Here is an 18,503-nt window from a genome sequence, read left to right on the forward strand (position 1 = left end):
GTCAAAACGCTAGGGCAGGATTGGCCCGCACCTCATATCCAATTTGATAAATTGTTCAGACCAATTTGCCCCGCCATGCCGGCAGGTCGCGGATCGCCTCGATGCCGCGATGGATGTCTTCCGGGGCGACGCTGCCGAAGCCGAAGACGAGCCCGGATTTGCCGATCGGGTCAAGGCAGTATCGCGAGAGCGGCGCGAGGGTGACGCCCTTTTCGGCAGCCTGCGCCACGAGCGCCTGTTCATCGACCGGGCCGGAGATGAAGGCGGGGGTGTGGAAGCCGCTGGCGGTGTCCTGCAGCGCCACGCAGTCGGGGAGCGACTGCGCCGCCTCGACCAGCGCCTCGTAGCGGGCCTTGTAGAGGCGGCGCATCAGGCGGATGTGGGTGGCAAAATGCCCCTCGTCCATGAAATCGGCGACGATGGCCTGGGTGGCGGTGGGCGGGCCGCTGGCCCAGTACTGGAACATGCGGTCGAACACGTCGGTCATGCGTTCGGGAACCAGCACGAAGCCCAGCCGCAGCGCCGGGAAGAGCGACTTGGAGAAGGTGCCGACATAGAGCACGCGGCCGGCATTGTCGGTGCCGCGCAGGGCGGGCTGGGCGGCGCTGCCGTAGTAGAATTCGCCGTCGTAATCGTCTTCGATGATGAGCGCCTGCGCCTCTTCCGCCGACTGCAGAAGCTCGAACCGGCGGGAGAGGGACATGACGTGGCCCAGGGGCTGCTGGTGCGAGGGGGTGACGAAGGCGAGGCGGAAATGCGGGGCCTTGGCGAGGCCGTCGGCCACGATCATGCCTTCCTCGTCGACGTCGACGGGGACCAGTTCGGCGCCTTCGGAGAGGAGCGCGTTGCGGGCGCCCGAGGCGCCGGGGTTTTCCATCCAGACGCGGTCGCCGGGATTGAGCAGCAGGCGGCCGATGAGGGAGAAGGCGTGCTGGGCGCCGGAGGTGATGAAGATCTGTTCGTGGTGGCAGCGGATGCCCTTGAGCGCGCTGAGATGGGTGGCGATGGCGCGGCGCAGCGCCTCGAGCCCCTTGGGCTGGCCGTAGCCCATCACGTCGCTGCGGGCACCGCGCAGGTGGCGGGCCGACAGGCGGGACCAGTGGGCGATGGGGAAGGCATCGAGCGCCGGGAGCGCGGTGACGAAGGCGCGAGGTTCGTGGGGCAGCCAGGTGCGGGTGGCGTAATCCTTCTCGGCATGGCTGATGGCGTAGGAGAGGCGCGGGTTGGGGCCGGTATGGGGCGCGTCGGGCGGGGCCGTGGGCGGGCGCTGGTTCTCCAGCGTCTCGCTGACGAAGGTGCCGGCGCCGACGCGGGAGACCAGCATCCCTTCGGAAACCAGCCGATCGATGGCGTCGATCACGGTGGTGCGGGAGACGCCCAGTTCGCGGGCGAGCGTGCGGGTGGCGGGAAGGCGTTCGCCGGGCGGCAGGCCGCCCGACAGCAGGATGTCGCGGAGCGCCATGTAGAGCTGGACGCTGACGGATTTGCGCGAATTGCGGTCGATCTGGATGGACGACAGCAGCGCCCCGGCAGCGTGTTTCATGGGCCCTCCGAACCAATTGGTCTGGCCAACTTGCCGAAATGGATATACCGGACCGGCCAATTATTTTCCAGCCTGCAATCCGACACAACAGCGCCAAGGCCCGGTCGACCCAGATGAAACTTCAAAAACTAGAGACTTTCACCGACAGCTTCGTCTGTTTCGTCAGGGCCACCGCCGAGGATGGCGCCGAAGGCTGGGGACAGGTCGCGCCCTATTACGCCGATATCACCGCGCAGGTGCTGCACCGGCAGGTGGCGCCCTACGCGCTGGGGATGGATTGCGGGGATATCGACGGGATGCTCGATATCGTGCGGGACCGGGAGCACAAGTTTCCGGGCTCGTACCTGCGGCGGGCGATGGGCGGGGTGGATACCGCGCTCTGGGACATGCGGGGCAAGCGCGAGGGCAAGCCGGTTTGCGAGTTGATCGGGGGGACGCCCGGCCGCGTGCGCGCCTATGCGTCCTCGATGAAGCGGGACATCACGCCGGCGGACGAGGCGGAGCGGTTCCAGCGGCTGCGCGATGCGCACGGGTTCGATGCGTTCAAGTTCCGGATCGGGGCCGAGGTGGGCCGCGACAGGGACGAGTGGGAGGGGCGCACGGAGGAGATCGTGCCGACCATCCGCCGGGCGCTGGGGGACGAGGCGGCGCTGCTGGCCGATGCGAATTCCTGCTACTCGCCCGCGAAGGCGATCGAGGTGGGCAGGCTTTTGCAGGATCACGGGATTTCGCATTACGAGGAGCCCTGCCCCTATTGGGAGTTCGAGCAGACCCGCGCGGTGACCGAGGCGCTGGAGATCGATGTCTGCGGCGGCGAGCAGGATTGCATGATGGCCAACTGGAAGGGGATGATCGAGGGGCGGATCGTCGACGTGCTGCAGCCGGACGTGCTGTATATCGGCGGTATTGCCCGGACCCTTCGGGTGACGCGGATGGCCGAGGCGGCGGGGATGCCGGTGACGCCGCATGCCGCGAACCTGTCGCTGGTGACGCTGTTCACGATGCATTTGCTGCGGGCGATTCCCTGTGCGGGCAAGTACCTGGAATTCTCGATCGAGGGCGCGGATTACTATCCGTGGCAGGAGGGGCTGTTCCGGACCAACCCTTACGAGGTGACGGGCGGGCACGTGACCGTGACGGATGCGCCGGGCTGGGGGGTGGAGATCTGCCCCGACTGGCTGGACCGGGCCGAGTACCGGGTGAGCGAGGCGGGCTGAGGCCGGCAGGGCCCGGGCGGCCCTGCAACCATGGGTTCAGCGGGGCGCGGCGCGGGGCGGGTTATCTTCCTCGCGCGCGCGGCTGATTCCGGCACTGATTCCGGGTGCGGGAGGGGGCCGGGCCCGGCCCGCGACGGGGGCCAAGGGGCCGCATTCCGGCGGTGACACGCCGATAAGTGCCTAGACGGACGGCAGGTATGTGCCAGCCTCGGCCACGTTCCGCTCAATTCCGCGGGTCTGGACGGATTTCCGTGAGATACCAGTTTTTTAGCCCCGTAAAATGTGTAAACCGGACAAAAGCCTTGAGCCCGAGATCCCCTTTTCGCGGTGGCTCGGAATCAGAACTGGATACGATCCCGCATGCGGACAAAACCCTTCCATCCTACCCGACGTGGCCTGCTGCTTTCCTCCTCTGCCCTGATGCTCATGACCGCCGGTGGCGCGCTCTCGCAGGAGGCGACCGCCGAGGAGACGGCGGCTGTGCCCGAGGGGGACGACGACACCTTCAGCTTCGAGCGGCTGGTCGAGGAAATGCGCGCCGGCGCCCAGCGCGCGGACCGGCCGCAGACGGTCGAGGACAGCTTTCTCAACGAACTGAACTACGACGATTACCGGCTGATCCGGTTCGATCCGGAGCGGTCGCGGTTCCGGGCGATCGACCACACGCGGTTCGAGCTGCACGCCTTTCACATGGGCTGGCTGTTCAACCGGCCGGTGCATCTTTACGAGGTGGCCGACGGGCGCATCCGGCCGATGGAGTTCGACACCGACGATTTCATCTACGAGCGCACGGCGCGGGAGAAGGTGCCGGAACATGCCGCGCTTCCGGGGGTGGCGGGGTTCCGGCTGCACAACCCGCTCAACCGGCCCGACATCATGGACGAGTTGATCGCGTTCCAGGGCGCGTCCTATTTCCGGGCGCTTGGCCGCGGGTCGACCTATGGGCTGTCGGCGCGCGGGCTGGCGGTGAATACCGGGTCGGACGTGAAGGAGGAGTTTCCGCGCTTCACCCGGTTCTGGATCAGGCGGCCCGATCCGGGCTCGGACGTGATCACCGTCTGGGCCGCGCTGGAGAGCCCGTCGCTGACCGGGGCCTACGAGTTCGTCATCTCGCCCGGGCGCAACACGGTGATGGAGGTGACGGCGCGGCTGTTCTTCCGCAAGGATATCGCCCAGCTGGGCGTGGCGCCGCTGACCTCGATGTTCCTCTATGGCGACCGCAACCGGGCGAAGTTCGACGATTTCCGCCCCGCGGTGCATGACAGCGAGGGTATGGAGATCGTGCGGGCGGACGGGCACCGGGTCTGGCGGCCGCTGTCGAACCCGCCGCGGCTGGCGTCGAGCTTCTTCAAGGAGGACTCGCCGCGCAGTTTCGGGCTGTGCCAGCGCAACCGGGAGTTCGACAATTACCAGGACGCCGCGGCGGTCTACGAGCGGCGGCCGTCCTGCATGGTCGAGCCGGTCGGCGACTGGGGGAACGGTTCGATCCGGCTGGTGGAGATCCCGTCGGACCTGGAGATCAACGACAATATCGTCGCCTTCTGGGTGCCGGCGCACCCGGCCAGGGCGGGCGAGGAGATGACCCTGCAATACCGGCTGCACTGGGGCGACCTGCCGCCCGAGGAGAACGGGGACCTGGCCTATGTGGCGGCCTCGCGCGCCGGGGTCGGCGGCGTGTCGGGGGTGGAGAACCAGGACGGCTCGCGGAAGTTCGTCGTCGATTTTTGCGGCGGGCCGCTGGAACCTTTGCCGGCCGAAGCGGTTGAAGAGCTGACGGTCGTCGCGTCGGCGGTCGGAGCACGTATTACTTCGCAAGTTCTTCATCGCATTGCCGGGAACAACATGTGGCGGCTGGTGCTTGACGTAGTCGGCGAGGGCGAGGTGATCGAACTTTCGGCGCACGTAGAAGGTTATGGTCAGAAACTCACGGAAACATGGCTTTTTCAATGGCTTACGGAACAATAGCGACGGATGACGCGATCTTGCACGTGGGTGTGAGCGGCGGAGAGGCCGACGCGCCCTTCGTCGGGCGCGGCTTTTCGGACGAGGCGTGCGCGCTGCCTGCCGCACCGCTGGCGATGCCGACGCAGTCGATCGAGGCCGAAACCGGCGCGCTTTACCGGCTGCTGCGGCGGCTGAGGGGCGGCGCGGTGCGGCCCTCGATGGATGTGGGCGCCTGACGCGACGCATGGGATCGCCGCGCGGGAGCATGTCCGCAATCTATGCGTTGCGGACCGGAATGATCGTCACCAGCCTGCTGTGCGGGCTTGGGGCGTTCATCCTTTTCCTCGAATTCGGAGAGGCCACGGGCCTGACATGGATCGACGTGTTCCGCGCGGTGCTGATCCTGATCTCGACCCTGTGGCTGGCCTGGGGCGCGATGCTGGCCTTTGTCGGCATGACCTCGCGGGCGCGGCCGCCCGAAGGGGTGGAGGATGCGCCGATCCGGGGCCGGACCTGTATCCTGATGCCGGTCTACAACGAGAACCCCGAGGAGAGCTTTTCGCGGGTGGCGGCGATCGAGGCCTCGCTGAGCGAGATCGGCGATCCGGCGGAAATACATTTCGCCATCCTGTCGGACACGCGTGACGAGGGCATAGCCGCGCAGGAGCGTGCGGTGTTCCGGCGGATGGTGGAGGAATGCGACGGCGTCGGCCGGTTCTTCTATCGCCGGCGCGAGAAGAATACCGGCAAGAAGGCCGGCAATATCGAGGATTTCATCACCCGGTCGGGGGCGGCCTATGATTATGCCGTGATCCTCGACGCGGATTCGCTGATGGAGGGGGAGACCATCCTGACGATGATCCGGCGGATGGAGGCGGAGCCGCAGCTTGGCCTGTTGCAGACGCTGCCCAAGATCATCCGGGCGGAATCGTATTTCGGGCGGGCGATGCAGTTCTCGGCGAGCTTCTTCTCGCCGGTCTTCGCCCGCGGCCTTGCCATGGTGCAGGGGCGGACGGGCCCGTTCTGGGGGCATAACGCGATCATCAACGTGCGGGCCTTCGCGCAGTCCTGCGGGCTGCCGGAGCTGAAGGGCGCGCCGCCCTTCGGCGGGCACGTTATGAGCCATGACTATGTCGAGGCGGCATTGCTGGCGCGGAACGGGTGGATCGTGCGGCTGGATGACGACCTGGAAGGCTCGTTCGAGGAAGGGCCGGAGAATATCGTCGACCATGCCAAGCGCGACCGGCGCTGGTGCCAGGGGAACCTGCAGCACCTGCGGATCATCGGCGCGCCGGCGCTGAAGCCGTGGTCGCGCTTCGTGTTCGCGCAGGGCGTGATGGCGTTCATCGCGCCGCTGTTCTGGATGGGGTTCATCGCCGCGTCGATCGCGGCGCCGCTGTTGGTGACGCCGCCGGATTACTTCCCCGTACCCGGCTGGCCCTTCCCGCAATTCCCGCAATCGGCCGCGTCGATGGCGATCAGCCTTGCCATCGGCATCTTCGGGCTGCTGTTCCTGCCCAAGCTGCTGATCATGACGCGCGCCATCCTGTCGGGCGAGGCGAAGCGGTTCGGCGGGTCGGGGCGGGTGGCCCTGTCGACGCTGTGCGAGCTGCTTCTGTCGTCGCTGACCGCGCCGGTGCTGATGATGTTCACCATCCGGTCGGTGCTGGAGGTGCTGATGCGGCGCGACGGGGGCTGGCCCACCAACAACCGGGGCGATGGCGTTCTGCAATGGCCCGAGGCGTTCGCCGCCTCGTGGTGGATCATCGTGACGGGCTGTGGCGGGCTGTTCGCCGCGTGGTTCCTGACGCCCGAGCTGTTCCTGTGGCTGCTGCCGGTGGGGGTGCCGATGATCCTTGCGCCGGCGCTCTTGCGCTGGGGGTCGCTGCCGTCGCTGGGCAAGCTGATGATCACGCCGGCCGAGCAGTCGCCGCAGCGGGTGATCCAGCTTTACGATGCCGTTCTGGCGCGCTGGGGCGTCGATGCGCAAAGCTCGATCCCGGTGGTGCCGCTGCGCCTGCCGGAGGACGGGCTGAAGGCGTGAGCGTTCAGGCGCCGCGCTGCCAGGGGGTTGTGGGGTAATCCGCCTCGCCCTGGGGCTCGTGGAAGGCGAGGATGCGGCTGACGTAATCGAGGAAATCGGTTTGTTCCTGCTCGGCCAGCGGCGAGAGCAGGTAGTGCTGGCTTTCCAAGATCCGGTCGCGGAGCCGGGCGAGCAGCTCGGCGCCCTCTTCGGTGATGTCCACCACGCGCGAGCGGCGGTCGGTTTCCTTGACCGAGCGGCGGACGAGGTCGCGCTTTTCCAGCCGACGCAGCACGTCGCCGGTGGTGGAGGCGTCGAGATAGGCGAGCGCGGCGATGGCGGTCTGGTCGAGCTGCCGGTTCTGGGCGAGGATCTGCAGGATGGTGTACTGGACCGGGGTGATTTCCGCCGTCTCGAGCGTTTCGTGGAAGAGGGAAATGGCCACCTGTTGCAGCCGGCGGATCATGAAGCCGGGCTGATCGGGCAGTTTGCGGATGGTCATGCTGTGGCCCTGGGCGGTTCCGGGTGTCTGGGGACGAGAGCATTCGGGCGGGGGGCTGTCAACCGTTCGCCCCGCCGAGATCGCCGGTCTGGAGCATGCCCGAGGCGAGGTAGCCGCCATCGACCGGCAGGGTTATCCCGTTGATATAACGCGCCTCTTCCGAGAGCAGGAAGAGGATCGCGGGGGTCATGTCATCGACGCTGCCGAGCTTGCCGTTGGGGATCATCGGCAGGACGGCGGCGCGGGTGGCCTCGGTGTAGAGTTCCTCGGTCATGGCGGTGACGGTGGGGCCCGGGGCGACCGCGTTGGCGGTGACGCCGGCGCGGCCGAATTCGAGGGCGAATTGACGGGTGAGGCCGATGATGGCGGATTTTGACGTGCCGTAGGCCGCCCGGCCGATGCCCGCGCGGTAGCCCGAGACCGAGGAGAGGCTGACGATGCGGCCGTAGCGGTTGGCGCTCATGGCCGTGGCGGCGCGGCGGCCGCAGAGGAAGCTGCCGCGCACGTTGACGTCGAGCACTTTTGCGAAGGTGTCGCCGGACATCTCGGCCATGGGCGCGACCTGAAGGATGCCGGCGCTGCTGACGAGGCCGGTGATCGGGCCGGCCCAGTCTTCGGCTTTCGTGAAAGCGGTGTCGACGGAGGCCTCGTCGGTGACGTCGAGGGTGAGGGGGAGGGCCTGCCCCCCTGCCCCCGTGATCTGGCTGACGGTGGCGGCGACGCGCGCCGCGTCGATATCGGCCACGGCGACGGGGACGCCTTGTGCGGCCAGGGCGACGGCCGTGGCCTGCCCGATGCCCGAGCCGCCGCCGGTGATGACGGTGACGCCTTGCCTGAAGGTGAACATGATCCGATGACTCCGGTCGTCAGGCCGGAACGGTCGCGTCGCGGACCATGTAGCCTTCGGTGGCGAAGGTGCCGTTTTCCTTGCGAAATTGCGACATGTAGTCGGGCCAGATGGCGGTGAGCTTGCCGCTGCGGGGGTGGAGGTACCAGCTTTGGCAGCCGCCGGCGATCCAGACCGTGCGTTCGGCGCGGTCGTGGATGGATTTGACGTAGGCTTCCTGCGCTTCGCGGTCGGGTTCGATGACCTTGCCGCTTTCGGCAAGGTATTCGAGCGCGCCGCGGATGTACTCGATCTGGGTTTCGACCATGTAGATCATCGAGCCGGCACCGAGCCCGGTGTTGGGGCCGAGCATCATGAAGAAGTTCGGGTAGCCATGCACGGAGGTGCAGGCGAAGGCCTGACCGCCATCTTCCCACTGGTCCGACAGGCGGCCCACCTTGCCGTGGATGACCTCGGCGATGGGCAGCTCGGTCGCCTCGAAGCCGGTGGCGAGGATCAGCATGTCGAGATCGACATGGGTGCCATCGGTGAGGACGACGCCGGTTTCGTCGATGCGGGCGATGCCGGTGGTCTCCAACGTCACGTTCTCGCGCTGGATGGCGGGGTAGTAGTCGTTCGAGATCAGGATGCGCTTGCAGCCGACGGAATAGGGGGGCGTCAGTTTTTCGCGGAGGGCGGGGTCGGCGACCTGCGCCTCGAGATGGCCGCGCGACATCTCCTCGATCTGGGCGAGGAAGGCGGGGATCTGCAGGCGCTGGGGGAAGCGGCTTTCATTGCCCCAGAAGAGTTCCTTGCGGAAGTCCTGAAGCATCTCGGGGAAGCGGGCGAACATGCCCTTCTGCGCCTCGGAATAGGGCGCGTCGCGGCGGGGGACGATATAGGGCGCGGTGCGCTGGAAGACGGTGAGGTGGGAGACGTCGGGGGCGATTTCCGGCGCGATCTGGATCGAGGAGGCCCCGGTGCCGATGATGCCGACACGTTTGCCGGTATAGTCGTAATCGTGATCCCATTGCGAGGAGTGCATCATCTTGCCGGTGAAGCTGTCAAGCCCGTCGATATCGGGCATGGAGAGGTCGGAGAGGTGGCCGGTGGCCGAGACCAGCGCGCGGGCGCGGTAGGTGCCGGTGGTGGTCTCGACCTGCCAGAGGTCTTCGGCCTCGATCCATTCGGCGCGGGTGACGGTGGTGTTGAAGCGGACCTTGGGATAGATGCCTTCGTCTTCCGCCGTGTCCTGCAGGTATTTCAGGATTTCCGGTTGCTTGGAGTAGGTGTGGCTCCAGTACGGGTTGGGGCGGAAGGAATAGGAATAGAGGTGCGAGAAGACATCGCAGCCGGCGCCCGGGTAGTGGTTGTCGCGCCATGTGCCGCCGACGTCATGGCCGCGTTCGAGCATCAGGTAGTCGCGGTTGCCCTCGCGTTCGAGGATGACGGCGAGGCCGAGGCCGGAGAAGCCGGTGCCGACGATCAGCACCTCGGCATCGACCTTTGGTTTCGGGGTGGTGGTCTGGATGTTCATGTGGACCTCGGGTCTGGGCTCAGGCATGGATGGGGGCGTGGACGGTGCCGGGCGCGTCGCGCTCGGGTGCGTCGATGAAGTCGCGGATCAGCATCAGCAGGTGCGAGGGGCGTTCATGGGCCACGGCGTGGCCCGAGGGCACCTCGGCGAAGCGGGCGTTCTCGATGGCGCCGAAGAGCAGCTTGGAGTGATAGATCGGCACCATCTGGTCGTGCGTGCAGCCGATGACGAGGGTGGGCACGGTGATTTTGGCGACCGCGTCGGTGATGTCGACGGAGCGGTTGAAGACCATCTTGGCGTAGCGGTCGGAGCCGTCGCCGATCTTGTCGACCAGCGCGTCGACCTCGCCCGGAAGGCGCATGGTGAGGAAGGCGTGGCTGAAGGCGGTCATGACCATGAAGCCGGGCATGGCGGCGCTTTTCTCCTCGTGCAGCTTGAACCAGACGTCGTAGCGCAGGTGCTGGTGGATGTCGGTCTTGATCCAGCCGGCGATGAGGGTGAGGGATTTCACGATCCCGGGCGTGGTGCCGGCGAGGTGGGCGGCGATGACGGCGCCGAAGGAGCAGCCCGTCAGGTGCACCGGCCCGTCGCAGAGGGCGGCGATGACGGCGCGGGCCTGATCGGCGTAGCTGTCAGCGGTGGCGCCGTCTATATCGACGAAGTCGAAGGCCACGACGCGGCGGCCGTCGGCGAGCATGGGGAAGAGCGCCCAGTAGGTGCTCTGGGCCGAGCCGCTGGTGCCGTGGAGGAGGACGATGGTGTCCTCGGCCCGCCGGTGGGGCGCGGAATCGTAGGTGCGGATGGTGAGCCCGTCATGGGTGATCTCGCCCTCCACGACATCGGATGTGAATGCCATTTTGCCCTCCCCGGCCGGTGCTGGCCGGATATTCATGAGTATACTTATTATTATAAGTAGGCGGTTGCGATGCCCCTTGTCAACCGTCCACGACCCGCGTCGGCGGGCGGCTTTCGCGCTTGATGATCGGGGTCACCGGGGACATCCTGCGGCAAACCGTGGTGGAAGGGGGCCGGCGCGCCGATGCATCTTGACGGGTCAGACGGGGACACCCCTTTGCTGCGGCTGGGGCTGGTCGGGCGCGGTATCCAATTGTCGCGGACCCCGGCGATGCACGAGGCGGAGGCGGCGGCGCAGGGGCTGGCCTGCCGGTACGAGTTGCTGGATACCGATGGAGGGGTCGAGGACGATCTTGCCGCGATCCTGAACCGGGCCGAGGCGGAGGGGTTTGCCGGGCTGAACGTGACCTATCCCTACAAGCAGGCGGTGATGGCGCATCTCGACGGCGTGTCGGAGGCGGCGGCGCGGATCGGGGCGGTCAACACGGTGGTGTTCCGGGATGGCGGGCGCTTCGGGCACAACACGGATTACTGGGGGTTCTCGGAAAGCGTGCGGCGGGGATTGCGGGGCGCGGCGATGGGCCGGGTGTTGTTGCTGGGCGCCGGCGGCGCGGGGGCGGCGCTGGGGTTCGCGCTGGCCGATCTCGGCGTGCGGCGGGTGATGATCGCGGACACGCGGGAGGGGGCGGCGGCGGCGCTGGCCGGGGCCGTGGGCGCGGTGGCCGAGGTGGTCGAGGATGTGGCGGAGGCGGTGCAATTGGCAGACGGGGTGGTCAACGCGACGCCGGTGGGCATGGCCAAGCTGCCGGGCACACCGATCCCCCCTGCCCTGCTCGAGCCGCGGCACTGGGTGGTGGATATCGTCTATTTCCCGCTGGAGACCGCGTTTCTCGAGGCGGCGCGGGAGCGGGGCTGCCGGGCGCTGAGCGGGGCGGGCATGGCGGTGTACCAGGCGGTGCGGGCCTTCGAGCTGTTCACCGGGCGGGCGGCGGATGCCGGGCGGATGCGGCGGACCTTCGAGGCGATGGCGGCGGAGGGCGGCGGATGAAAACACCGGGCCCTTGAGGTAGGCCCTTGCATTTCGAGGAGCAACTTGTGGCCGAGGTCACTGCGGGACCGACTTTAGGTTCAATAATGCGCCGGAGGGCGGCTTTGCGGGACATCGCTGCCGTTCGCAGCTAAGGTGCAGGGAGATTATCACGACAGTCTGAGAGATGCATAACCAGTTCCCCAACCCCCACCTTGCCGAAGCTCTGCTGCTTCATGCTTTCGATGTGCAGGACGGATCGCACGACGAGGCCCATCTTTTCCGCATCTGGCGAAACGTCGAGAAGATTGCCAGCGGTGAAGGGGGCGATATGGAGATTCTGCTTGCAGCAACGCTGCTGCATGACTGCGTATGGATCGACAAAGGCTCGTCACAGCGGGATATGGCCTCCCGACTTGCGGCGGCTAAGGCACAAGAAGTGCTGTCCGGCTTGTCCTGGAAACACGATCGGATTCGACAGGTTTGCCATGCGATCGAGGCACACAGCTATTCTGCTGGCATTACGCCGATCAGTTTAGAAGCTGAAGTTCTCCAGGATGCTGATCGTCTCGACTCAATCGGCTTTATGGGCGTGGCACGATGCTTCTATGTTGCTGGTCTACGACGTGCATCCATCTGCGATGCCATAGATCCAGCGGCAGGTAACAGACCGCTTGATGATCATGCCTTTGCTCTGGATCACTTCCAGACCAAGCTGATGAAGCTGGGAGCCAACTTCCGGACCGTGACCGGTGCACGGTTGGCGGCAAAGCGATCCAAAGACCTTGAAGACTTCTACCGTGGAATGTTGGCGGAGGTCGGCTAAGGACTCAAACCGGCCATCGCGATCCGAGCCCTTGGCGCTCATCTGCACTACGAAATGGAAAACGCCGGAGGCACGTGGCCCCCGGCGTTTTCACTGCTCTTTCTGGTCTTGCCTACGCGATGTCGGCGGGGAGCACCTCTTCCGGCAGGTTCTGGTAGCAGACCGGCCGCAGGAAGCGGCGGATCGAGAGGGTGCCGACGGAGGTGGCGCCGAAATTGGTGGAGGCCGGGTAAGGGCCGCCATGGACCATGCTGTCGGAGACCTCGACGCCGGTGGGGAAGCCGTTGGCCAGAAGCCGGCCGGCCTTGCGCTCGAGGATCGGCAGCAGGTCGCGCGCCGCGCCGGCATCGCCGTCATCCATGTGCAGCGTGCAGGTGAGCTGGCCGCGCAGGCTGCTTGCCACCTGCTTCATCTGGTCCATGTCGGCCACCCGGACGACCAGGCCGAGCGGGCCGAAGACCTCTTCGCCCAGTTCCTCGTTCTCGAGCCACGTGGTGCCGTCGGTCTCGTAGAGGTAGGGCGTGGCGTTGCGCTGGTCGCAGGTGGAGGTGAGCACCTCCTGCACGCCCTTGGAGGCGGCGACGCGGTCGCGCCCGTCGCGATAGGCCTTTGCGATGCCGTCGGTCAGCATGACCTGCGGGCCGGTGCCGGCGAGCGCGTCCTTGGCGGCGCTGGTGAAGGCATCGGCCTCCGGCCCGTCGAGGAGGATGGCGATGCCGGGATTGGTGCAGAACTGGCCCGCGCCCATGGTGAGCGAGCCGGCCCAGCCCTCGCCGATCGCGGCGCCGCGGGCGGCGACGGCCTCGGGCAGCAGGAACATCGGGTTGACCGAGCCCAGCTCGCCGAAGAAGGGGATCGGCTCGGGGCGTTGGGCGCAGAGGTCGAAGAGCGCGCGGCCGCCGGCGAGGGAGCCTGTGAAGCCCACCGCCTTGATCAGCGGGTGCTGCACGAGGGCCTGGCCGACCTGGCGGTTGCCGCCCTGCACGAGGCTGAACGTGCCCTTGGGCATGTTGCACTTGCCGATGGCGGCGTGGATAGCCTCGGCCACGATCTCGCCCGTGCCGGGATGGGCGCCGTGGCCCTTGACGACCACGGGGCAGCCGGCGGCCAGCGCGGCGGCGGTGTCGCCCCCGGCGGTCGAGAAGGCGAGCGGGAAGTTCGAGGCGCCGAAGACGGCGACCGGGCCGATGGGGCGCTGCATCATCCGCAGGTCGGGGCGGGGCATGGGGGCGCGGTCGGGCAGCGCCTCGTCATGGCGGCGGTCGAGGTAGTCGCCCTTGCGGATATGTTCGGCGAAGAGGCGGAGCTGGCCGGTGGTGCGGCCGCGCTCGCCTTGCAGGCGGGCCTCGGGGAGGCCGGATTCGGAGGTGCCGATCTCGGTGATGTCATCGCCGCGCGCCTCGATCTCGTCGGCGATGGTGTCGAGGAAGGCGGCGCGGTCCTCGCGGCTGGTGTAGCCGTAGGTGAGGAACGCCTCTTCAGCGGCCTTGGCGGCCTGATCGACAAGCTGGGGGTTGCCCACCGAGAAGCTGTGCGCCTCGCCGCTGGCGGGCTCGGAGGTGAAGGTGTCATCCGTGGCGATCCATTCGCCGGCGATCAGGTGCTTGCCATGCGGTTTGAAGGTCATGCGGTGTCCTTTTGGGGTTGTTCGGTGGGTTGGGGTGGCGCGGCGCAGGCCCTCAGCGGCCGGTCTTCTTGCGCCACGTCTCGAATTTTTCCTGGTTCTCGTCCTTGGTGCAAGGGTAGAGCCCGATGATCGGCGCGCCACCCTCGACCTCTTCCAACACGAAATCCTCGAAAGTTTCCATACCCGTGCATTCCTCGGCGATCTCGTCGGCGAGATGGGCGGGGATGACCATCACGCCGTCGCGGTCGCCCACCAGCACGTCGCCGGGGAAGACCGCCGCATCGCCGCAGGCGATGGGCACGTTGATGTCGAGCGCTTCGTGCAGAGTCAGGTTGGTGGGGGCCGAGGGGCCGGCGCAATAGGCGGGCATGGCAAGCTGGCCGATGCCGTGGGCGTCGCGGAAGCCGCCGTCGGAGACGATGCCGGCCGCGCCGCGCTTGGCCAGCCGGGTGACGAGGATCGAGCCGGCGGTGGCGGCGCGGGCGTCCTTGCGGGCGTCCATCACCAGCACGTGGCCCTCGGGGCAGGTTTCGACCGCCACGCGCTGGGGGTGGTCGGCATTGCGGAAGACGGTGATCGGGTTGCGATCCTCACGCGCCGGGATGTAGCGCAGGGTGAAGGCGGGGCCGACCATGTTCTCGTCCTTGGGAGAGACGGGCGTGACGCCCTGGATGAACTGGTTGCGCAGGCCGCGCTTGAAAAGCGCGGTGGCGACCGAGGCGGTCGAGACCTTTTTCAGCTTGTTGCGGGTGTCGTCGGACAGCGTGTGTGTGCTCATCGGGGTCGGTCCTTCAGAAGATGTCGGGTTCGCCGGCGGTGCGGCCGAAATCGGATTGCAGAAAGTCGAAGTCGCAGCCCTGGTCGGCTTGGGTGACGTGTTGCAGGAACATCCAGCCATAGCCGCGTTCGAACCGGGGTTCGGGGGGCGTGAGGGCCTTGCGGCGGGCCTCGAGTTCCTCCTCGTCGACTAACATGTCGAGGCGGCGGTTGGCGAGGTCGAGGCGCACGATGTCGCCGGTTTTCAGCAGCGCCAGCGGGCCGCCCACGTGGCTTTCGGGCGAGACGTGCAGCACGCAGGCGCCGTAGGAGGTGCCGGACATGCGGGCGTCGGAGATGCGCAGCATGTCGCGGTGGCCCTGTTTGATCAGCGCCTTGGGGATCGGCAGCATGCCCCATTCGGGAAAGCCCGGCCCGCCCCGCGGCCCGGCATTGCGCAGGACCATGACGTGATCGGGGGTGATGTCGAGGGTCTCGTCATCGACGGCCTTCTTCATCTCGGGGTAGCTGTCGAAGACCAGCGCCGGGCCTTCGTGGTTGTAGAATTTCGGGTCGCAGGCGGCGGGCTTGATGACCGCGCCGGAGGGGCAGAGATTGCCCTTGAGGACCGCCAGCGAGCCCTCGTGGTAGACCGGGTTCGAGAGCGGTCGGATCACGTCGTCATTGTAGACCTCGGCGCCTTGGAGGTTCTCGCCCATCGACTTGCCGGTGACGGTCAGTGCCGAGGTGTCCAGCATCTCCTCGATCTGTTTCATCAGGGCGCGGAGGCCGCCGGCGTAGTAGAAATCCTCCATCAGGTAGTCCTTGCCCGAGGGGCGGACATTGGCGATGAGCGGCGTGGCGCGGCCCAGCCCGTCGAGGTCTTCGAGCTGCATGTCGACGCCCGCTCGGCGGGCCATGGCGATGAGGTGGACGACCGCGTTGGTCGAACAGCCGGTGGCCATGGCGACGATGGCCGCGTTGCGGCAGGCGGCGTCGGTGATGATGCGGTCGGGTGTGAGGTCTTCCCACACCATGTCGACAATGCGCCGCCCGCAGGCCGCCGACATGCGCTGGTGGCCGCTGTCAACCGCCGGGATCGAGGAGGCGCCGGGAAGGGTCAGGCCCATCGCGTCGGCGATGGCGGTCATGGTCGAGGCGGTGCCCATGGTCATGCAGGTGCCGGCCGAGCGGGCGATGCCGCCCTGCACGCCGCGCCATTCCTCGTCCGAGATGTTGCCGGCGCGGCGTTCGTCCCAGTATTTCCAGGCGTCCGAGCCGGAGCCGAGGATCTTGCCGGCGTAATTGCCGCGCAGCATCGGGCCGGCGGGCAGGTAGATCATCGGCACGCCCGCCGAGATCGCCCCCATCACCAGCCCCGGCGTGGTCTTGTCGCAACCGCCCATCAGCACCACGCCGTCGAGCGGGTGCGAGCGGATCATCTCTTCCGTCTCCATCGCCAGCATGTTGCGGTAGAGCATCGAGCTGGGCTTGGTGAAGCTTTCGTCGACCGAGAGCGAAGGCATCTCGACGCCGAAGCCGCCCGCCTGGGTGATGCCGCGTTTGACGTCCTTCACCCGGTCGCGGAAGTGGGAGTGGCAGGTGTTGAGTTCCGACCAGGTGTTCAGCACGCCGATCACCGGGCGGTCGCGGAAATCCTCCTCGTCGTAGCCGAGCTGCATCATCCGCGAGCGGTGGCCGAAGCTGCGCAGGTCGTCGGGGGCGAACCAGCGGGCCGAGCGCAGGGTTTGCGGGTCTTTCTTGGACATTCCTGTCACCCTGTGAAGCTGAAGCTGTACCAGATCACGGCGGCCGCGACGGCCAGCCCGACGAGGTCGGGCCAGTTGCCGAAATGGTGCGAGTCGCCGATTTCCTCGGCCGTGAAATGGGCCGTGTCGATCTCTTCGTCCTGGCGGGTCAGATCGGGGTCTTTGTCCTGTGACATGGGGACGGTTCTCCTCAATCAAGCATGTTGGGCAGCCACATCGCGATCTCCGGGATGAAGAGCACGAGGGCGAGGCCGATGGCCTGCAGCGCGATGAAGGGCAGCACGGCGACGAAGATGTCCTGAAGCTCGACGCCCTTTGGCGCCACGGATTTCAGGAAGAAGCAGGCTGGCCCGAAGGGCGGCGACAGGTAGTAGATCTGGATGTTCATGGCGAAGAGCACGCCGAACCAGACCGGGTCGAAGCCAAGCTCGACCACCACCGGCGCGAAGATCGGGACGGTGATGAAGATGATCGCGATCCATTCCAGGAAGGTGCCGAGCACCATGACGATCAGCATCATCACCAGCACGATCATGATCGGCGCCATGTCGAGCCCGGTCAGCACGCCGCGCAGGAAGTCGCCCCCGCCGATGCGGTTGTAGATCCCGATCAGCGAGACCGCGCCCAGCACCAGCCAGATGATCGAGCCCACGGTCAGCACCGTCTGGCGCATGGCGTCGCGCGCCATGGTCCAGTTGAGCTCCTTGCGGATGCCGGCGACGACCAGCGCGCCGACCGCGCCGATGGCCGCGGCCTCGGTCACCGTGGCGATGCCGGAATAGATCACCCCCAGCACCGTGAAGATCAGCGCGGCGGGCAAAAGGATGCCCTTGAGGAACTTCAGGCGCTGGAAGAACGGCAGGCCGGTTTCCGGGATGTCGTAGATCGGCGCCATCTCGGGGCGGAGTCGCACGCGTACCAGGATATAGGTGATGTAGAGCGAGGCCAGCATGATCCCGGGAATGGCGGAGGCCGCGAAGAGCTTGGTGATCGAGACCTGGGCCGCCAGCCCGTAGACGATGAGCACGACCGATGGCGGAATGAGCGTGGCGAGGGCGCCCGCGGCACAGATGATGCCGATGGAGAGCTTCTTGTCATAGCCCAGCCGCAGCATCTGGGGCAGCGCGATCAGGCCCAGCATGACGATCTCGCCGCCCATGATGCCGGACATGGCGGCCAGCAGCACGGCCACGACACAGGTCTGCACGCCCACCGAGCCGCGGAACCGGCCGCCGGCGATGGCCATCGAGTCGAAGAGCGACTTGGCGATGCCGGATCGTTCCAGCACGTTGGCCATGAAGACGAAGAACGGCACCGCGATGAGCTCGTACTTGTGCAGCACCTCGCTCACGTTGGCGGCGACGATGAAGAAGCCGGCGCGTTCGCCGAAATAGAGGATCGCCGTGACCAGCGAGACGGTCAGCGTGGTGATGCCAAGCGGCACGCCCACGGCCATCAGCCCCAGAAGGGCGACGACGATCAGGAGTGTGATCAGTTCAATGCCCACCGGTCACGTCCTTTTCTGTGTTCTGGAACCAACGGATGATGTTGGCCAGCAATTGTGCCATGTAGAGACCGCAGCCCACGACGATCAGCACCTTGAGGTATGTCGGCTGGGGCGAGTTGAAGGCGGTGCCGGAATGTTCGGTCCGGCCCAGCACCTTGACCGCCGGCCCCCAGAGCGCCATCGCCAGCACGAGGATCGCACCGAAGGCGATGCAGAGCTGGGCGAGGCGGAAGTAATGCCAGACCCGCGGGCTGACCAGCAGTTCCATCATGGTGATCGAGATGTGGCGGTTGCGCTGGGTGACGTAGCCCACCGACAGCACCCAGACGGTGGCGCAGAGGGTCATCGCCAGTTCGGTCGACCAGACGGTCGGGCTGTCGAACCCGTAACGCAGCACGACCTCGAGCGCCGAGACCGCGATGCAGGTGAAGAAGAGGGTGGAACAGGCATGGCCGATGAAGACGCTGAACCGGTCCATCACCTCGGCATAGCCCGCAAGCAGGCGTTTCATGGGGTCTCTCCCGTTGGCCTTGGAAAGCGGCGG

At 66.8% G+C, this 18,503-nt stretch carries 17 protein-coding genes; 6 read left to right on the top strand and 11 right to left on the bottom strand.

Annotated features, from left to right (window positions below):
• Positions 1-55: 55 nt before the first annotated feature.
• Positions 56-1,543 carry a MocR-like pyridoxine biosynthesis transcription factor PdxR gene (pdxR, locus tag RLN94_RS10115; protein WP_350132906.1) on the bottom strand — a complete coding sequence of 496 codons (1,488 nt, stop codon included), beginning with the start codon at positions 1,541-1,543 and terminating at the stop codon, positions 56-58.
• 113 nt (positions 1,544-1,656) lie between these two features.
• On the opposite strand from pdxR, the gene RLN94_RS10120 reads away from it, so the two are divergent.
• The 4 genes from RLN94_RS10120 to mdoH all read left to right on the top strand — a co-directional run bounded on the left by RLN94_RS10120 (position 1,657) and on the right by mdoH (position 6,748).
• Positions 1,657-2,760, top strand: coding sequence for a mandelate racemase/muconate lactonizing enzyme family protein (locus RLN94_RS10120; protein WP_350132907.1), 1,104 nt, complete (start codon positions 1,657-1,659; stop codon positions 2,758-2,760).
• Between the two features lie 360 nt (positions 2,761-3,120).
• Positions 3,121-4,725: an OpgD/OpgG family glucan biosynthesis protein gene (locus RLN94_RS10125; protein ID WP_350132909.1), complete on the top strand. Its 1,605-nt coding sequence runs from the start codon at positions 3,121-3,123 to the stop codon at positions 4,723-4,725.
• Positions 4,707-4,940: a hypothetical protein gene (locus RLN94_RS10130; RefSeq protein ID WP_350132911.1), complete on the top strand. Its 234-nt coding sequence runs from the start codon at positions 4,707-4,709 to the stop codon at positions 4,938-4,940. Before RLN94_RS10125 ends, RLN94_RS10130 begins: the two co-directional genes overlap by 19 nt.
• An 8-nt stretch (positions 4,941-4,948) precedes the next feature.
• A complete protein-coding gene (mdoH, locus tag RLN94_RS10135) occupies positions 4,949-6,748 on the top strand; it encodes a glucans biosynthesis glucosyltransferase MdoH (RefSeq protein WP_350132914.1) in 1,800 nt (599 codons plus the stop codon).
• 4 nt (positions 6,749-6,752) lie between these two features.
• Here mdoH and RLN94_RS10140 read toward each other — a convergent pair whose 3' ends face one another.
• The 4 genes from RLN94_RS10140 to RLN94_RS10155 are packed head-to-tail and all read right to left on the bottom strand — an operon-like array spanning position 6,753 to position 10,448.
• A complete protein-coding gene (locus RLN94_RS10140) occupies positions 6,753-7,229 on the bottom strand; it encodes a MarR family winged helix-turn-helix transcriptional regulator (protein WP_350132916.1) in 477 nt (158 codons plus the stop codon).
• A 58-nt stretch (positions 7,230-7,287) separates the two neighbouring features.
• Complete coding sequence (locus RLN94_RS10145) at positions 7,288-8,076, bottom strand: SDR family NAD(P)-dependent oxidoreductase (protein WP_350132918.1); 789 nt, start codon at positions 8,074-8,076, stop codon at positions 7,288-7,290.
• 19 nt (positions 8,077-8,095) lie between these two features.
• The gene (locus RLN94_RS10150; protein ID WP_350132920.1) at positions 8,096-9,619 is read right to left on the bottom strand and encodes a flavin-containing monooxygenase; all 1,524 of its coding nucleotides are present in this window, start codon (positions 9,617-9,619) and stop codon (positions 8,096-8,098) included.
• Positions 9,612-10,448, bottom strand: a complete 837-nt coding sequence (locus RLN94_RS10155) for an alpha/beta fold hydrolase (protein ID WP_350132922.1) — start codon at positions 10,446-10,448, stop codon at positions 9,612-9,614. The genes RLN94_RS10150 and RLN94_RS10155 overlap by 8 nt, the downstream gene beginning before the upstream one ends.
• 183 nt (positions 10,449-10,631) lie before the next feature.
• Here RLN94_RS10155 and RLN94_RS10160 point away from each other — a divergent pair, with 183 nt between their 5' ends.
• The gene (locus RLN94_RS10160; RefSeq protein ID WP_350132924.1) at positions 10,632-11,495 is read left to right on the top strand and encodes a shikimate dehydrogenase; all 864 of its coding nucleotides are present in this window, start codon (positions 10,632-10,634) and stop codon (positions 11,493-11,495) included.
• Between the two features lie 166 nt (positions 11,496-11,661).
• On the top strand, positions 11,662-12,300 hold the full coding sequence (locus RLN94_RS10165) for an HD domain-containing protein (RefSeq protein WP_350132926.1): 639 nt from the start codon (positions 11,662-11,664) through the stop codon (positions 12,298-12,300).
• A gap of 112 nt (positions 12,301-12,412) precedes the next feature.
• Here the strand turns inward: RLN94_RS10165 and RLN94_RS10170 are convergent, their stop codons facing one another.
• From RLN94_RS10170 to RLN94_RS10195, 6 genes are read right to left on the bottom strand one after another with little or no spacing between them, the layout of a single operon-like run.
• Complete coding sequence (locus RLN94_RS10170) at positions 12,413-13,927, bottom strand: aldehyde dehydrogenase (NADP(+)) (protein ID WP_350132928.1); 1,515 nt, start codon at positions 13,925-13,927, stop codon at positions 12,413-12,415.
• A gap of 52 nt (positions 13,928-13,979) precedes the next feature.
• The gene (locus tag RLN94_RS10175; RefSeq protein ID WP_350132930.1) at positions 13,980-14,705 is read right to left on the bottom strand and encodes a ribonuclease activity regulator RraA; all 726 of its coding nucleotides are present in this window, start codon (positions 14,703-14,705) and stop codon (positions 13,980-13,982) included.
• Between the two features lie 13 nt (positions 14,706-14,718).
• Positions 14,719-16,452, bottom strand: coding sequence for an L-arabinonate dehydratase (gene araD, locus RLN94_RS10180; protein ID WP_350132932.1), 1,734 nt, complete (start codon positions 16,450-16,452; stop codon positions 14,719-14,721).
• Between the two features lie 5 nt (positions 16,453-16,457).
• Entirely contained in the window at positions 16,458-16,628 is a 171-nt protein-coding gene (locus RLN94_RS10185; protein ID WP_350132934.1) for a hypothetical protein, read from the bottom strand.
• A gap of 14 nt (positions 16,629-16,642) precedes the next feature.
• A complete protein-coding gene (locus RLN94_RS10190) occupies positions 16,643-17,959 on the bottom strand; it encodes a TRAP transporter large permease (protein WP_350132936.1) in 1,317 nt (438 codons plus the stop codon).
• Positions 17,949-18,470, bottom strand: a complete 522-nt coding sequence (locus RLN94_RS10195; RefSeq protein ID WP_350132938.1) for a TRAP transporter small permease subunit — start codon at positions 18,468-18,470, stop codon at positions 17,949-17,951. Before RLN94_RS10195 ends, RLN94_RS10190 begins: the two co-directional genes overlap by 11 nt.
• Between the last annotated feature and the right edge of the window lie 33 nt (positions 18,471-18,503).

Source organism: Roseovarius sp. (assembly GCF_040223625.1).
In the GTDB taxonomy this organism is placed as follows: Bacteria; Pseudomonadota; Alphaproteobacteria; order Rhodobacterales; family Rhodobacteraceae; genus Roseovarius.

What these genes read in the sequence shown, in the direction of transcription:
- mdoH (WP_350132914.1), top strand. Translation starts at nt 4,949, where the DNA reads ATGGGATCGCCGCGCGGGAGCATGTCCGCAATCTATGCGTTGCGGACC.
- RLN94_RS10175 (WP_350132930.1), bottom strand. Translation starts at nt 14,705, where the DNA reads ATGAGCACACACACGCTGTCCGACGACACCCGCAACAAGCTGAAAAAG.
- RLN94_RS10140 (WP_350132916.1), bottom strand. Translation starts at nt 7,229, where the DNA reads ATGACCATCCGCAAACTGCCCGATCAGCCCGGCTTCATGATCCGCCGG.
- RLN94_RS10120 (WP_350132907.1), top strand. Translation starts at nt 1,657, where the DNA reads ATGAAACTTCAAAAACTAGAGACTTTCACCGACAGCTTCGTCTGTTTC.
- RLN94_RS10155 (WP_350132922.1), bottom strand. Translation starts at nt 10,448, where the DNA reads ATGGCATTCACATCCGATGTCGTGGAGGGCGAGATCACCCATGACGGG.
- pdxR (WP_350132906.1), bottom strand. Translation starts at nt 1,543, where the DNA reads ATGAAACACGCTGCCGGGGCGCTGCTGTCGTCCATCCAGATCGACCGC.
- RLN94_RS10150 (WP_350132920.1), bottom strand. Translation starts at nt 9,619, where the DNA reads ATGCCTGAGCCCAGACCCGAGGTCCACATGAACATCCAGACCACCACC.
- RLN94_RS10165 (WP_350132926.1), top strand. Translation starts at nt 11,662, where the DNA reads ATGCATAACCAGTTCCCCAACCCCCACCTTGCCGAAGCTCTGCTGCTT.
- RLN94_RS10195 (WP_350132938.1), bottom strand. Translation starts at nt 18,470, where the DNA reads ATGAAACGCCTGCTTGCGGGCTATGCCGAGGTGATGGACCGGTTCAGC.
- RLN94_RS10160 (WP_350132924.1), top strand. Translation starts at nt 10,632, where the DNA reads ATGCATCTTGACGGGTCAGACGGGGACACCCCTTTGCTGCGGCTGGGG.
- RLN94_RS10145 (WP_350132918.1), bottom strand. Translation starts at nt 8,076, where the DNA reads ATGTTCACCTTCAGGCAAGGCGTCACCGTCATCACCGGCGGCGGCTCG.
- RLN94_RS10130 (WP_350132911.1), top strand. Translation starts at nt 4,707, where the DNA reads ATGGCTTACGGAACAATAGCGACGGATGACGCGATCTTGCACGTGGGT.
- RLN94_RS10185 (WP_350132934.1), bottom strand. Translation starts at nt 16,628, where the DNA reads ATGTCACAGGACAAAGACCCCGATCTGACCCGCCAGGACGAAGAGATC.
- RLN94_RS10125 (WP_350132909.1), top strand. Translation starts at nt 3,121, where the DNA reads ATGCGGACAAAACCCTTCCATCCTACCCGACGTGGCCTGCTGCTTTCC.
- RLN94_RS10170 (WP_350132928.1), bottom strand. Translation starts at nt 13,927, where the DNA reads ATGACCTTCAAACCGCATGGCAAGCACCTGATCGCCGGCGAATGGATC.
- araD (WP_350132932.1), bottom strand. Translation starts at nt 16,452, where the DNA reads ATGTCCAAGAAAGACCCGCAAACCCTGCGCTCGGCCCGCTGGTTCGCC.